The following is a 15,131-nucleotide window of genomic DNA, read 5'->3' on the forward strand; positions in this document are numbered from 1 at the left end:
GCCGCGCCGTCGGTCCTCGCTCAGCGAGGCCGGCCGACCGCAGCGGTGCGCTTGTGCGACCGCCGCGGTCGTGGCCGCGGCTCAGCTGCTGTAGTACATATCATACTCGACCGGGCTCGGCGTCATTTCCCAGCGCATGACATCCTCGAACTTGAGTTCGATGTAGCTCTCGATCTGATCCTTGGTGAACACGTCGCCCTTGAGCAGGAAATCGTGATCCGCCGCGAGGCTCTCCAGCGCTTCGCGCAGCGAGCTGCACACGGTCGGCACTTCGGCGAGTTCGGCAGGCGGCAGGTCGTAGAGGTTCTTGTCCATCGCCTCGCCGGGATGGATCTTGTTCTGGATGCCGTCCATCCCGGCCATCATCAGCGCTGCGTAGGCAAGATACGGATTGGCGAGCGCGTCCGGGAAGCGCACTTCGACCCGCTTGGACTTTGGCCCCGATCCATAGGGGATGCGGCACGATGCCGACCGGTTGCGCGCGGAATAGGCGAGCAGCACCGGCGCTTCATAGCCAGGCACCAACCGCTTGTAGCTGTTGGTCGAGGGATTGGTGAAGGCGTTGACCGCCTTGGCATGCTTGATGATGCCACCGATGAAATAGAGGCACATGTCCGAAAGGCCGGCATAGCCGTTGCCAGCGAACAGCGGCGTCTTGCCATCCCAGATCGAGAAATGCGTGTGCATCCCCGATCCGTTATCCTCCTTGATCGGCTTGGGCATGAACGTCGCGGTCTTGCCGTACGCATGCGCGACCTGGTGGACGACATACTTGTAGATCTGCATGCGGTCGGCGGTCTGCGTCAGCGTGCCGAAGGTCAGGCCGAGCTCATGCTGCGCGGCGGCGACCTCGTGGTGGTGCTTGTCGCAGGGAAGGCCCATCTCGATCATCGTCGAGACCATCTCGCCGCGGATGTCGACGGCGCTGTCGACCGGCGCCACGGGAAAATAGCCGCCCTTGGCGCGTGGGCGGTGACCCATGTTGCCGCCTTCGTACTCGCGGCCCGAATTGCCGGGGAGTTCGACGTCGTCAATCTTGTAGTAGCTGGTCGAATAGCTGTTCTCGAACCGGACGTCGTCGAACATGAAGAACTCGGCTTCCGGCCCCACATAGACGGTGTCGCCGATGCCGGTGTTGACAAGATACGCCTCGGCGCGCTTGGCCGTCGAGCGCGGATCGCGCGAATAGAGTTCGCCAGTCGAGGGTTCGACGACATCGCAGAACACGATCAGCATCGGCGTTGCCGAGAACGGGTCGACATAGACCGCATCGAGATCGGGCTTGAGCACCATGTCGCTCTCGTTGATCACCTTCCACCCGGCGATCGACGATCCATCGAACATCAGGCCGTCGGTCAGCTCATCCTCGCCGATCAGCGACGCCACCATGGTCAGATGCTGCCATTTGCCCTTGGGATCGGTGAAGCGCAGATCGACCCACTCGATTTCCTGCTCTTCGATCATCTTCAGGATCTTGCCAGCGTCATTGGCCATCGGAAACCAGTCCTTTCGTGTTCGAAACGTGAAGCGCGCGAATCGCGCAATCAAATTACCCGTACGCAGCAGATGTCTCTGATTTGCTGCGCTGCGTCAAATAGCGTCGTCGTCACGCTCGCCAGTGCGGATGCGCAGCGCAGTCTCGATATGGGTGACGAAGATCTTGCCGTCGCCGATGCGCCCGGTCTGCGCGGCGGCGGCAATCGCCTCGACCACACGCGAAGCCAGCCCATCCTCGACGACGACTTCCAGTTTAACCTTGGGAAGGAAGTCGACGACATATTCGGCGCCGCGATACAGTTCGGTATGCCCTTTCTGGCGTCCGAACCCCTTCGCTTCGGTGACGGTGATGCCGGAGACGCCGACTTCGTGCAGTGCCTCCTTCACCTCATCGAGCTTGAACGGCTTGATGATGGCCTCGATTTTCTTCACGCCGACGCGTCCCCCCGAATTTGGCATGCGGCTCGTTCCCGCATCACGACCTTACAACAAGCATGCCAGCCGCGCGACCGGCGATTTCGCGCGGTTGTCCGCGCAGCAAACCTGCCTCGTCTGCCTATGCTTTAGGCAGGCGGGGCGCGGTTGCCCGCCACGTCGGCAGCATGCGCGATGGCGAGCAGCGCCTGCGCCTGCTTGAGATGCGGAAGATCGATCATCGCACCGTCGAGGCCGATCGTGCCCGCGCCGGGATTGTCCGCGAACAGCGCGACCACGCGTTCGGCATGTGCGATCTCGGCAGCGGTCGGCGAAAAGGCGGCGTTGATGATAGCTACCTGGTCAGGATGGATCGCCATCATCCCGCGATAACCCGCGCGCCGCGCGGCGGCCGCCACATCGGCGAGCCCTTCGCTGTCGCGGAAATCGGTGTGGATCGTCTCGATCGGGGTGACGCCCGCTGCGCATGCGCCCGCCAGGGTCAGCGCGCGCAGCATCTGATAGGGGAAATCATAGCTGCCGTCGGGCGCGCGGTTGCTCGAAGCGCCGAACGCGGCGGCGCTGTCCTCCGCGCCCCAGGTTAGTGCAGCGAGCCGCGGAGTTCCGGCATAGTCGCCGAGCCCAAACGTCGCCTTCGCGGTCTCGGTGGCGACGACCATCGTCGCGATACCGCCGATCGGCAGGCCCGCGGCCGCTTCCAGCGCAGTGAGATACTGGTCAAGCCGGTCGGCATCCGCGCGCATCGCCTTGGGCAGCATGATCCCGTCGGGCCGCGCGGGGACGATCGTGACGAGGTCGGCAAGCGCATGCGCGCCGTCGAGCGGATTGATCCGCACCCATTGCGCATTGCGGCGCTCGGTCGTGCGCAGATGCTCGGCGACGAGATCGCGCGCTGCCGCCTTGTTGGCCTCGGCAACCGAATCCTCGAGGTCGAGCAGGACGAGATCGGCGGCGCTCGCCGACGCCTTGGCGATCTTGCGCGCACTGTCGCCGGGCGCGAACAGCAGCGAACGTGCCGCCAGCGGCGCGGTCACTCGGCAGCCCTGGCGACATCGGCCGCTTCTGCATCGGCGGCGCGTCCGATGCCCGCATAGCGAAAGCCCAGCCGCTCGAGTTCGGCGGGCTTGTAGATGTTGCGCAGGTCGACCAGCACCGGCGCGGCCATTACTGCCTTGATCCGGCCAAGGTCGAGCGCGCGGAACGCATCCCATTCGGTGACCAGCGCCAGCGCCGCCGCGCCCTCGGCCGCTTCGTAGGGCGATGCGACATAGGTGATGTCGGGCAGCAGTGCGCGTGCCGCGTCCATGCCCTCCGGATCATAGGCGCGGATCGTCGCGCCGGCATCCTGCAGCGCCTGAATGATCGACAGCGAGGGCGCCTCGCGCATGTCGTCGGTATTGGGTTTGAAGGTGAGACCGAGGATGCCGATGGTCTTGCCGCGCACGTCGCCGCCAGCCGCAGCGATCACCTTGCGCGCCATCGCCCGCTTGCGCGTGTCGTTGACCGCCACGGTCGTCTCGATCAGCCGTAGCGGCGCGTCGTGGTCCTGCGCGGTCTTGACTAGCGCCAGCGTGTCCTTGGGAAAACATGAACCTCCATAACCGGGACCGGCGTGGAGGAATTTGGAGCCGATGCGATTGTCGAGGCCGATGCCGCGCGACACGTCCTGGACGTCGGCACCGACCTTTTCGCACAGGTCTGCGACCTCGTTGATGAAGGTGATCTTCATCGCGAGGAACGCGTTGGCGGCGTATTTGATCAGTTCGCTGGTCCGGCGCCGGGTGAACAGGATCGGCGAATGGTTGAGGAACAGCGGGCGATACACCTCGGTCATCGGGCCGCGCGCGCGCTCGTCCTCGATCCCGACGACGATGCGGTCGGGACGCTTGAAATCCTCGATCGCGGCGCCTTCGCGGAGGAATTCGGGGTTGGAGGCGACCGCGAACTCGGCGCTCGGATTGGCCTCGCGGATGATGCGCTCCACTTCGTCGCCGGTTCCGACCGGAACGGTCGATTTGGTCACGACCACGGTGAAACGTTTGAGCGCCGCCCCGATCTCGCGCGCGGCGGCATGAACGTAGGAGAGATCGGCATGGCCATCGCCGCGGCGGGTAGGCGTGCCGACACCGATGAAGACGACGTCGGCGTCACCGACCGGTCCCGACAGGTCGGTGGTGAAGCGCAGGCGCCCCGCTGCGACATTCTTGGCGACAAGCTGATCGAGCCCGGGTTCGAAGATCGGAATGCCGCCCGCTTCGAGCTTGGCGATCTTTTTCGCGTCCTTGTCGACACAGACCACGTCGTGGCCGAAATCGGCAAAGCACGCGCCCGAAACGAGGCCGACATAGCCCGAGCCGATCATCACGATACGCATTACGCGGTCTCCGCTGGTAGAGTTGTCGCGATCGCCAACGGCAATCGACGGTCGCGTGCCGCTATAGCTTCACGCGAGAAGGTCGCAATGGCGGGGGCGGCAAAAGCCTGGAGACGCGGAGCAGGAACAGGAAGCCAGTATGGCACACGGTCAAATAATCAGGCAGAAAAAGCGGCCCGGACGCGATCGGAGGACAAACCTGACCAATCAGCGCCGGGCCACCCTCGCGATTACCAGGGACGAACCGTGTCGCCCCAACCGTCGCGAAAAACCACGTTCATCATGGATTTTCTCCCATTTGGCGGCCAACGGCCGCACCCTTATCCTTAATGCAATATTAATCATCATACAAGGCAGCTTGTCCGAGGCTCCTGGCGAACATCAAGCCAGGAAATTGGTCATTTAACGGTTCTTAACTGTCCTCCGCCAAAACGGGCGCGCAATGGCGGACGGTACTAACCCTGAGAAACTCAGGCGCGATGCGGGTGATGCCGCCGCCGGGTCCAGCGCGCCCGCCGCCGACGCCGCTGTTGCCGATCGTTCCAACCGGGGACAGGGTCGCCAAGATTCCGTTGCGTGCGCTCGGCTTCCGGACGACTCAATGTCAGGCTGGTACTTGCTCACCATGTGCGAGATCGGGAATTTTCGGGAGATTCGACAGCAACTGGGCCGCATCCGAAGCAACCAGGTCATTGCCGTCGTTCGAAACCGCGTCGAATCTCTGGTGCCCGGAATGACGATCAGTGCGACTGGTCGCTCGACGCTGGAGATTGAAGGCGACTTGGCTAGCGCAGCGATGGCGCAGCAGGTGCTCGACGCTGTGCAGAACGGCTTTCGCGACCCGCTTCTGGTCGATGGACAACCAATTGCGGTCCGGGTGTGCGCTGCCGGCGCGACCTGCCCCCGGCACGCCTGCGACGAAATGGCGCTGGTCGAAGCGGCCGAAACGGCCCTCAAGCGTGCGCGAGGCACCACGGTGACCGAACTGATCGATCTGACCCGGCCGGATGCGGCGATCGATCGCAGGGCGCTGATGCGCGAATTGCCTGCGGCGATCGAGGCGGGGCAGCTGTTCCTGGCCTATCAGCCGAAAATACACCTACGCCGTCAGTGCATCGCCAGTGCCGAAGCGCTGATCCGCTGGCGCCATCCAAGTCGCGGGCTGATCCTGCCGAACGATTTCATCCGCGCCGCAGAGGAAAGTGGCGGAATTGCCCCCCTGACCGTGTGGACGCTACGTCAGGTGATCGCCGACCAGCGCCTGTTGCGTGCGCGGGGCCACGATTTCACGATCTTTATCAATATTTCCGGTCAGTTGCTCGCCGATCGGGGATTTGTCGACACCGTCCGCGAAATCCTTTTGGGTAGCGGTGCGGCGATAGGTTTCGAGATCACCGAGACATCGGTGATTCGGGACCCTGACAGCGCGATCGCGCATCTTCGGCTATTCGCCGATCTCGGTATTCCGCTTGCGATCGACGATTATGGGGCCGGACTCTCGTCGCTGTCCTATCTGAAGCAATTACCTGCCCGCGAATTGAAGATCGACAAGCTTTTCGTGACGCAGTTGACGAGCAGCAATCGCGACCCGCTGATCGTCCGTTCGACCATCGATCTGGCGCATGCGCTCGACATGGAGGTCACCGCGGAAGGCGTCGAATCGCCAGCGGCGCTGGCGCTGCTCAGCGTGATGGGCTGTGACATGGCTCAGGGGTACCTGATCAGCCGGCCGATCGAAATCGCCGCTTTCATTGTCTACTGCGACGACGAGCGTCACCTCGACATCGCTAGCGCTGCGCGACCCGGGTTCGGAAACCCTGCGAGTTTCTGGCGCCGTAGTGGTTAGATTTTTTCCCATAGCTGCCGCAACGGATGCGCTGAAGTGGAAGTGGACGCCGCTGCTGTGCGCGACGTGTTTCGTGGTTGCGCTGCTTCACCTGATGATCGTACCGGCACTTGCCCGACCCATAGCCGCCGACGCGCAAGTTACGGCAGCTATCGACCGCGCAAAGGTCGCCATGGTGGGCGACCCGCAGCGTGCCTTCGCCGAGGCCCGATCTGCGGAGCGAAATACCGCAGCCATTGCCAACGATCGTGATCGAGCAGTTCTTCTTGCAACTGCGCTGTGGCTTCAAAGCGAGGCGATGCTTCGTATTGGACGCGACCAGACCGTGGATCAGTTGGTTGCGCGTGCCATTGCCGCCCTTGAGACCGTTTCCGAAACAACTAAGCTCAAAGGTGACCTCTTGCTCACGCGCGGCGCGCTGCAAATTGAGCGTTCCCGGCCATCTGAGGCTCTAGAGTCCTTTCAGGAGGCCTACCGGGTTTTTCAAGGAGTGTCGGAGGCTCGTGGGCAGGCACTGGCCCTTCAGAATATCGCCGTACTCTATACCGCGGCTGAGGACTTTGATCGTGCGGTTCGGTATTATTCGATGGCCGACGAAGCATTTCGTTCGGACGAGCGGCTGGAGCTGTTTAATGCCTTGAATAGAGGTGTCCTCTATTATCAAATGGATCGGTACGGATCGTCGATTCTGGAGTCGAGAAAGGCGATCGGACTCGCTCAAAAGGTAAACAGTGCTGCTCTTGAAGCGACCGCGGCCGCCAACCTTGCCCGGTCACAGATACGGCTGGAACGCCTGGAGGACGCAGAGGAGTCAATCGAGCAAGGAAGAAGAGCGGCAGAAACGGCAAAATCCGTTCAGGAGATGTCGAGGCTCGATACTGTGGCAGCGCAACTGGCATTCAAGCGGGGTAGACTCGCCGATGCTGCTGAATTGATTCAAAAGATCTTCGCTGGCGTCGATCTCGATCGAACTCCCGTCTCCCTTCGCGACGCGCACTACACCGCCTATAAGGTCTATTCCGCGCTCGGCGACACCGCGCTGGCGCTGCGCCATCTGGCGGCCGAGCGACGGCTGGACGAGGAGGCGAGCAAGGTTGCGATCTCGACGAGCGCGGCGCTGATGGCCGCGCGGTTCGATTACGCCAATCAGGAATTGCGGATCGCCAACCTCAAGGCCGAGGAGTTGCGGCGCAGCATCGCCTATGAGCGCGAACAGGCGCATACCGAACGGCTGATCTTCGGCGGCCTCGCGGTCGCCACGGTGATCGTGCTGGCGATGCTCAGCTTCGGGCTCGTCACCATTCGGCGCAGCCGCAACCAGGTGCGTGAGGCCAATGTCATCCTCGCCGATACCAACGTCGCGCTCGAAAAGGCATTGCGCGCCAAGACCGAGTTCCTCGCGACCACCAGCCACGAGATTCGCACCCCGCTGAACGGCATCCTTGGCATGACGCAGGTGATGCTCGCCGATGCGCGGATCGAACCGGCGATGCGCGAGCGGATTGGCGTGGTGCATGGCGCGGGGCTGACGATGCGCTCGCTGGTCGACGACATTTTGGATGTGGCGAAGATGGAGACCGGTAATCTTACGGTCGAGATGGCGGCGATGGACCTTCCCGCGACGCTTCGCGACGTGTGCCGCATCTGGGAAGAGCAGGCGCGCGGCAAGGGCATCGGCTTTGCGCTCGATATCGACGATGCGCCGGTATGGATCGAAAGCGATGCCGGTCGGCTGCGCCAGATCGTGTTCAACCTGCTGTCCAACGCGCTCAAGTTCACCAGCGCAGGCGAGGTCGCCGTGGTTGCGCGGCGCGCGGGCGACGAGGTGACGATCGCTGTGTCGGACAGCGGCATCGGCATTCCCGAAGATCGGCAGGCCGACATCTTCGAATCGTTTCGCCAGGTCGATGCCGGAACCACGCGGCAGTTCGGGGGCACGGGTCTTGGCCTCACCATCTGTCGCAATCTCGCGGTCGCGCTGGGCGGGGACATCCACGTCGTAAGCGTGCACGGGCAGGGCTCGACCTTCATCGTTGCCATTCCCTATCGCCCTGCCGTCGGACAACCCATTGCCGCATCTCTCGCCGAACGCTGCGGCCTGGCGGTGCTCGATCGCAACCCGATCGCGCGCAGCATGCTCAAGGCGGTACTGGAACCACGCTGCGGCTCCGTCCGCTTCGTATCGACCGAGGACGAATTGCTCGCGATGATCGAGGATGGAAGCGTGGACCGTATTCTGATCGACGAGGCGACGTTGAAGGCGCTGGGCGACGATCCCATTGCGATATTGGGCAATATCGCGGGCCGTGCCCGGCGGGCGCAGGTGGTCAGCGCGGCGCTGTGGACCCAGCCCGACGCAGCCACGTCGGCAGCGATCCAGGCAACCGGCATCGGCCAGATTCTCGTCAAGCCGATCGCGGGCAGCGTGCTCGCGGATCGGCTGCTGGCTCAGCCCGTCGCGTCCATAAAAGACCGGCTTGTTTCGCAAGCGGCATAGCGCGATAGGCCGGTTGATATGATCGCGTTCCCCCTTCGAGGTTCGCGGCCGCGGGCGACCCGGTCGTGAAGATACTGTTCATCGAGGACGACCCGATGAATCGCCGGGTCGTGCGCGATATGCTCGACGTCGCCGGTGCGACGATGGTCGATGGTGAGAATGCCGAGGACGGGCTGGCCAAGATCGACCAGGAGGATTTCGACGTCGTGCTGATGGACCTGCGCATGCCCGGCATGGACGGGTTCGAAGCGATCCGAAGGATTCGCGCGCGCGACGATGCTAAGGCAGGGCTGCCGATCATCGTCGTCACCGCCGACACCGCGATCGATCTCACCGAACGCTGCATGGCGCTGGGTGCCGATGAAGTGCTGTTCAAGCCCGTGGCGATGGATGCGCTGTTTGACGCGATCGGCCGCATCCTCGTCAAGCGCTCCGACGACGGCGGCATGATCCTGTAAGGAACCGGCAGGACGGTGCGGCATTGTCGCAGCGGATGGCGCACCCGGTGCCGCGCGGGGACATGATGCACAGGCTGTGGTTCATTACCAACCCCGGATCGGGCACTGCGACCCAAGCGAAATGCGACGCGATCGAGGCGGCCTTCCGCGAACGCGGGGTGGACCTGGTCGGACGCACCGGCTTTCCCGAAGACGCGTTGCCGACTGCTACGCAACTGGACGAGCATAGGGTCGATACCGTCATATTGTTTGCCGGCGACGGGACCATCAACGCCACCCTGGATGCCCTGCGCGATTGGCAGGGCAAATTCCTGATCCTTCCGGGCGGGACGATGAACCTGCTCGCCAAGGGACTGCACGACACCCTCGATCCGGGCGAGATCATCACGGCCGCGTATCGCCGTTCGGCAACGGTTGCGCTGCCGTTTGTCGAGGCGGGACCGAACCGCGCCTATGTCGGGCTGATCCTCGGTCCGGCGGCGCACTGGTTTCGCGCACGCGAGGAAGTTCGCAAGCGGCGCTTCGCGCGGCTGTGGCGCGTGGCGCGGCATGCCTGGACGCGGACCTTCGGACGCGGCCTGCGCATCGTCGGCGTTCCGGGGCTGCGACGCGGCTATCAGGCAGTGTTTGCGCATCCCGATCCGCACGGGATCGAGCTGTCCGGCATCGACGCGCGCGACTGGCGGTCGATCATCGAACTGGGCTGGACCTTTGCCAGTGGCGAATGGGCGACGGCGGCGCCCGTCACCCGGGTAATCGTTGCGCAATTTACCCTGGGGGGATCGAAACCCGTACTTGGGCTGTTCGATGGAGAGCCGGTTACGCTCGATCCGGGCACGCGAATCGGCTGCGGCATCAGCGCCCAGATTTTTATCGACACCCGGAAGGAGGACATGTGATCCGGCTGTTCCACGTCAGCGACATTCATTTCGGAGCCGAGGACCGTGCCGCGCTCGACTGGTTCGCGGGCATCGTGCGCGACGAGGTGCCCGATGCGCTGATCGTGACCGGCGACTTGACCATGCGCGCACGCGCCCGCGAATTCGAAGCGGCCGGCGACTGGCTCGAATCGCTCGACCGGCCGGTAACGGTTGAGGTGGGAAATCACGATCTGCCCTATTTCAATCCGCTGGCGCGGGCCTTCACCCCGTATCGGAGATACCGCAAGATCGAGCGGATGATCGAGCAGCCGCTCGAAGTGGCGGGCGTGGCGGTCGTACCGCTGCGCACCACCGCCCGGTTTCAATGGCGGCTCAACTGGTCGAAAGGCCATGTCAGCCGCGGCGAGCTGGCCAAGACGCTGGCGGGCATTGCGGCCGTGCCTCGTCACGAACTGATCCTGGTGGCGGCGCACCACCCGCTGATCGACACCGGCACCGAATCAACGGCGAAGACCCGCGGCGGATCGGACGCCCTGACCGCTTTGGCCAACGCTGGAGCGCATGCCGTACTGTCGGGGCATGTCCACGACCCATTCGATGTCGAACACCGGGTCGGCGATCGCAGCGTGCGGATGATCGGCGCCGGGACCTTGTCCGAACGTGTCCGGGCATCGCGGCCGTCGTTCAATGAGATCCGCGTAAATGGCGGTGCATTCGAGACCGTTGCCCGGGTGATGGGCGCGCCCGACTATCCTGTTTGAACCTTAACGCAGGCGGGTCCCGATCAACGTGCCCTTGGTGCCGCGATTCACCAGCTCGAACGCGAAGTTGGGCCAACGCTGACGCCAGCGACGCGCGACGACGCGTTCGCCGGGACGCGCACCGTCGTCGAGCATGATCGTGCCACCCACCGGCAGGCGGTCGAACAAGGTTTCGGCCGAACCGCGCACGAAGGGATGGATGGTCCAGGGCGGTCCGTCGATCAGCAGCAGATCGATCTGATCGGGCAGCTGGCCGTGATCGTACCAGATGCCGGGCCAATCGCCCGGTGCCTTCGTGAACGGCGTTGCGCGCATATCGGCATCGAGACCGTGCTCGTTCAGCCACGTGCGAGTCGCCTGGATGAAGCCGGCATGCTGGTCGCAGCTGGTGAGGCTGCCGCCGCCGAACTTCTGAAGCGCGCGCGCGACCACCAGGCTCGACGCGCCGGCGCCCAGCTCCACGACGGTCTGCGGCCGGTTGCGTTCGATATGATCGACGATCAGCGACAGGAACCCTGTGTCGGCTTTCCAGCTGCCCAGATTGGGCAGCGCGTCGGCGGGGAGATCGAGCACGCGCATCAGCGCCGCCTTGTCCCGTTTCGATCCGCCCGAAAGACTGCGCGCGAGCCACGGCCACTGGATGGCGAAGAAAGCGATCGTGAAAAGCTTGTCCGACAGCTTCTTGGGCACGTCGGCGGGCCAGGGATCGGCATCGGCCAGCGGCATGAACTGGGTGGTTTCGCGGGTCGTCATGGCAGCGTCTTTCCGGGGACTGCGAGAGTGCCGGCCTCTACGCTTCGGCGCGGCACGTCAATGCGGCTGCGACGAGTTGGCCGCGCGGGCAACCGAACGGAAAAAGGGCGGCCCGCACGCGGACCGCCCCTTTCACCCGATGGCGAAGCGCGCTTAGCGCTTCGAGAACTGGAAGCTGCGGCGTGCCTTGGCCTTGCCGTACTTCTTGCGCTCGACCGCGCGGCTGTCGCGGGTCAGGAACCCGGCTGCCTTGACGGGCGCGCGGAGCACCGGCTCATACTTGGTCAGCGCCTGGCTGATGCCGTGCTTAACCGCGCCGGCCTGGCCCGAAAGGCCGCCGCCCTTGACGGTGCACATCACGTCATACTGGCCGTTGCGCTCGGCGACGTCGAACGGCTGGTTGATCACCAGACGCAGCGTCGGACGCACGAAATAGACTTCCTGATCGCGGCCGTTGATGACGATCTTGCCCGAGCCCGGCTTGAGCCAGACGCGTGCGACGGCGTCCTTGCGGCGGCCGGTGGCGTAAGCGCGGCCGAGATCGTCGATCTCCTGCTCGCGCAGCGGCATGGTCGGCGCGGCGGGAACGGGGGCAGAAGCCTCCATCACCGTCTCAGTGCCTTCGGACGGTGCCGGCGCAGGGGCAGCGGCGGGAGCGGGCTGACCCGACGCGATCGCGCCGAGATCGGAAAGCGATTGGCGATTGTCGGACATCAGTTGCCCACCTTGTTCTTGCGGTTCATCGAGCCGATGTCGAGGACCTCGGGGTTCTGCGCTTCGTGCGGATGCTCGGCGCCCTTGAAGATGCGCAGGTTGCGCATCTGCTGGCGACCGAGCGGGCCGCGCGGGATCATGCGTTCGATCGCCTTTTCCAGCACGCGCTCGGGAAAGCGCCCTTCGAGCAGCTTCGCCGCCGTCACTTCCTTGATGCCGCCGGCATAGCCGGTGTGCTTGTAATAGACCTTCTTGGCAGCCTTGCCGCCGGTGAAGCGGATCTTCTCGGCATTGATCACGACGACATTGTCACCGCAATCGACATGCGGAGTGAAGCTGGTCTTGTGCTTGCCGCGCAGGACATTGGCGATGATCGTCGCCGCGCGACCGACCACCAGGCCGTCGGCATCTACGATATGCCATTTCTTCTCCACCTCGTGCGGCTTGACCGACTTGGTGGTCTTCATGAGCGCCTTCATGGGGCTTGGACCTTCATCTGGGGAACATGCGTTCGTAAATGCAGTGCGCCGCCCCTGATGGAGCGGCGCGAACGGCTGCCTATTGTTCGATTATCGCGGCAAAGTCAAGCTGAGTGCGCGATTGCCGACGGGTATCGGGATACCTAATAGCTCAGATCGAGTGATGTGATTGTGGTTTCCCGCTGGCCGCTCGTCAGCGTGACGCTCCGCGTCTCGCGGCTGGTGCGTATCAGTCCCGTCTGAGGGTCGATTTCGGTGCGGTCGTCGATGGTCATCTCCGCTTCGCCCTGTGGCGATTCCACCGGGAACGCCGCGGATGTCGTCGCGACCAGAGCGTCATCAGCGGCGGTGACCGCATAGCGCGCGGTCACGGGCCTGGCGCTGGTATAAGGCGGGCGCGGACGCATCGGGATGCTGTGCTCGGCCTGGACTCCCTTCCCGGCCAGCTCGGCGAGGATTGCCGTCTCCAGCGCCGAAGCCAGCATCGCCCGTCGTTGCTCCGCGGGCAGGGTGCCCAGCTGCGCGATGATCGCGGGCGGTGCAGCGACCCCGTCGACAGGTCCGGCCAATGCTGCAACAAAACGTGTCCAGTGAGCGTCGAGATCGTCGATCGACACGATGGCACCATCGCGATCAAGCGCGACATGCATCGGCACGTCGCGAAGCGCAGCCATTGCCGCATCGAACCGCGCACCGGGTCCGACCGCGTCGCTATTCGACCGCTCGAGCGTCATTTCGGCGCGGAAACCGTCCGCCGTGCGCGTGAAGACGATGCGCCGCTCCGCCGAGAAGCGAAACGTCGCCGCATCGGTGCGCTGTATGCGCTCGATCCGCAGCGTCAGTGGGATGCCGAGCGGCGGGGCGAAGACCGGCGCAGGGTCGGGTTGCTGCGCACCCGCCACGAGTGCCGCAAGCTCAAGCGCCGGTCGCAGCATCGACCCATGCAAGCACATCGTCGGTCGAAGCGGCGGGCCACAACTCGATCACCGGCAACTCATAGCTGTGCAGTTCGGCGATGCGGTCGCGCAGCCGCAGCGCATGGACCATCGCCGTCTTGAACAGCACCGGCACCTCGACATCCTGCTCGATCGAATCGCCCCAGCGATAGATCGACGTGCACGACGCCATCACGTTGGCGCACGCCGCCAATCGCTCTTCGATGACGATGCGCGCCACCTGCTCCGCTTCCTCGGCAGAGGCGAAGGTGACCTGGAGCAGCGCGAGGTCGCTCATGCGGGCACCGCCGCACGCACGTTCGAGCCGACCGCATGCGCGCCCCAGGCGGTCGCTGTGACCAGCAGCGCACCGACGACCTGATGCGATGCGGCGAGATGCAGCGATACGCCGGTCATCACCGTGGCGATGCCGAGCAGGATCTGGATACCGAACAGGCTGTGGATCGCGACCGATGCCCGGCGTGCGCCGGCGCGCCTGACGCTGCGCGCGAGCCAGATCAGCGCGGCGACCGCGACGAACGCCCACCAGCGGTGCAGCCAGTGCAGCACGAACGGATCATTGAGCGCGGCGAGCACCCAGCCATCGGGTGCATCGACTCCCGCAGGGAAGAGATGACCGTTCATCAACGGCCATTCGCGGGTGACATGGCCCGCATCGAGACCTGCGACAAACGCGCCGAGCAGCAGTTGGACGAACAGCACGCCGCCCGCGATCGCTGCGACCGGGGTCAGGCGCGCGGGGCGCGCATGCGGATTGGCGGCGAGCGCGCGCAGGTCGAGCGCCGTCCAGACGGTGCCCGCCAGGATGAACAATGCGGTGAGCAGATGCGCCGCCAGCCGGTAATGGCTGACATCGGTGCGTTCGCTGAGGCCCGAGGTGACCATCCACCAGCCGATCGCTCCCTGGAACCCGCCGAGCAGCAAAAGCGCCGTCAGCCGGACGCCATAGCCGCGCGGGATCGCGCGCCGGATCGCAAACCATGCCAGCGGCAGCGCGAAGGCGAGGCCGATCAGACGCCCGAGCAGGCGATGCAGATATTCCCAGAAGAAGATCGTCTGGAACTGCGCGAGCGTCATGCCGCGGTTGAGCAACTGATACTCCGGGATGGCCTGGTATTTGGCGAACTCGGCCTGCCACTGCGCAGTGTTCAGCGGCGGGATCGTGCCCGACACCGGTTTCCATTCGGTAATCGACAGACCCGACTCGGTCAGCCGGGTGATACCGCCGACGCCTACCATCAGCACGATCAACGCGGCGACGGCGAAAAGCCATCGCGCGAGCGCCTGCGGTCGTGCGGTGGCAGGCTGAAGGGCGGTTCGTTGCAACACGCACGCGCCTTAGCCGCTTCGCCAGGCCACGCCAATCACACGAAGCCGCTTGCAGTGATCGGCTGCTCCAAAACCGTCCGCACCACGCAAATGATATGTTGTAACCTGCCACGATTTGTCCTAGATGGCCAAGTATGCAGCGCGCCCTTTC

Annotated in this window: 15 protein-coding genes; 5 read left to right on the forward strand and 10 right to left on the reverse strand. The window is 64.4% G+C overall.

Annotation, left to right across the window (positions count from 1 at the left end; translation table 11 throughout):
• Positions 1–81: 81 nt before the first annotated feature.
• The 4 genes from glnA to FHY50_RS01730 form a co-directional block, all read right to left on the reverse strand.
• A complete protein-coding gene (glnA, locus tag FHY50_RS01715) occupies positions 82–1,494 on the reverse strand; it encodes a type I glutamate--ammonia ligase (protein WP_140046672.1) in 1,413 nt (470 codons plus the stop codon).
• A gap of 96 nt (positions 1,495–1,590) precedes the next feature.
• Positions 1,591–1,929, reverse strand: a complete 339-nt coding sequence (locus FHY50_RS01720; protein WP_140046673.1) for a P-II family nitrogen regulator — start codon at positions 1,927–1,929, stop codon at positions 1,591–1,593.
• A gap of 131 nt (positions 1,930–2,060) precedes the next feature.
• Positions 2,061–2,966, reverse strand: a complete 906-nt coding sequence (locus tag FHY50_RS01725) for an HpcH/HpaI aldolase/citrate lyase family protein (RefSeq protein WP_140046674.1) — start codon at positions 2,964–2,966, stop codon at positions 2,061–2,063.
• A complete protein-coding gene (locus FHY50_RS01730; RefSeq protein WP_140046675.1) occupies positions 2,963–4,306 on the reverse strand; it encodes a UDP-glucose dehydrogenase family protein in 1,344 nt (447 codons plus the stop codon). The genes FHY50_RS01725 and FHY50_RS01730 overlap by 4 nt, the downstream gene beginning before the upstream one ends.
• A gap of 442 nt (positions 4,307–4,748) precedes the next feature.
• Between FHY50_RS01730 and FHY50_RS01735 the strand changes: the two genes are divergently transcribed.
• From FHY50_RS01735 to FHY50_RS01755, 5 genes are all read left to right on the forward strand, one after another.
• On the forward strand, positions 4,749–6,152 hold the full coding sequence (locus FHY50_RS01735; protein ID WP_243846674.1) for a putative bifunctional diguanylate cyclase/phosphodiesterase: 1,404 nt from the start codon (positions 4,749–4,751) through the stop codon (positions 6,150–6,152).
• Positions 6,145–8,649 carry a tetratricopeptide repeat-containing sensor histidine kinase gene (locus tag FHY50_RS01740; RefSeq protein WP_244935273.1) on the forward strand — a complete coding sequence of 835 codons (2,505 nt, stop codon included), beginning with the start codon at positions 6,145–6,147 and terminating at the stop codon, positions 8,647–8,649. The genes FHY50_RS01735 and FHY50_RS01740 overlap by 8 nt, the downstream gene beginning before the upstream one ends.
• 65 nt (positions 8,650–8,714) lie before the next feature.
• Positions 8,715–9,107 carry a response regulator gene (locus tag FHY50_RS01745; RefSeq protein WP_140046676.1) on the forward strand — a complete coding sequence of 131 codons (393 nt, stop codon included), beginning with the start codon at positions 8,715–8,717 and terminating at the stop codon, positions 9,105–9,107.
• A 47-nt stretch (positions 9,108–9,154) separates the two neighbouring features.
• Positions 9,155–10,006, forward strand: coding sequence for a diacylglycerol/lipid kinase family protein (locus FHY50_RS01750; RefSeq protein ID WP_244935274.1), 852 nt, complete (start codon positions 9,155–9,157; stop codon positions 10,004–10,006).
• On the forward strand, positions 10,003–10,749 hold the full coding sequence (locus FHY50_RS01755; RefSeq protein ID WP_140046677.1) for a metallophosphoesterase family protein: 747 nt from the start codon (positions 10,003–10,005) through the stop codon (positions 10,747–10,749). Before FHY50_RS01750 ends, FHY50_RS01755 begins: the two co-directional genes overlap by 4 nt.
• 3 nt (positions 10,750–10,752) lie before the next feature.
• Here the strand turns inward: FHY50_RS01755 and FHY50_RS01760 are convergent, their stop codons facing one another.
• The 6 genes from FHY50_RS01760 to FHY50_RS01785 form a co-directional block, all read right to left on the reverse strand.
• Entirely contained in the window at positions 10,753–11,502 is a 750-nt protein-coding gene (locus tag FHY50_RS01760; protein ID WP_140046678.1) for a class I SAM-dependent methyltransferase, read from the reverse strand.
• Between the two features lie 153 nt (positions 11,503–11,655).
• The gene (gene rpsI, locus FHY50_RS01765; protein WP_140046679.1) at positions 11,656–12,216 is read right to left on the reverse strand and encodes a 30S ribosomal protein S9; all 561 of its coding nucleotides are present in this window, start codon (positions 12,214–12,216) and stop codon (positions 11,656–11,658) included.
• Positions 12,216–12,695: a 50S ribosomal protein L13 gene (gene rplM / locus FHY50_RS01770; protein WP_140046680.1), complete on the reverse strand. Its 480-nt coding sequence runs from the start codon at positions 12,693–12,695 to the stop codon at positions 12,216–12,218. Before rplM ends, rpsI begins: the two co-directional genes overlap by 1 nt.
• Before the next feature lie 143 nt (positions 12,696–12,838).
• Positions 12,839–13,630, reverse strand: coding sequence for a hypothetical protein (locus tag FHY50_RS01775; protein ID WP_140046681.1), 792 nt, complete (start codon positions 13,628–13,630; stop codon positions 12,839–12,841).
• On the reverse strand, positions 13,611–13,928 hold the full coding sequence (cutA, locus tag FHY50_RS01780) for a divalent-cation tolerance protein CutA (protein WP_140046682.1): 318 nt from the start codon (positions 13,926–13,928) through the stop codon (positions 13,611–13,613). Before cutA ends, FHY50_RS01775 begins: the two co-directional genes overlap by 20 nt.
• The gene (locus tag FHY50_RS01785; RefSeq protein ID WP_140046683.1) at positions 13,925–14,980 is read right to left on the reverse strand and encodes a COX15/CtaA family protein; all 1,056 of its coding nucleotides are present in this window, start codon (positions 14,978–14,980) and stop codon (positions 13,925–13,927) included. The genes cutA and FHY50_RS01785 overlap by 4 nt, the downstream gene beginning before the upstream one ends.
• Positions 14,981–15,131 lie beyond the last annotated feature (151 nt).

This window comes from Sphingomonas japonica (assembly GCF_006346325.1).
GTDB lineage: Bacteria > Pseudomonadota > Alphaproteobacteria > Sphingomonadales > Sphingomonadaceae > Sphingomonas > Sphingomonas japonica.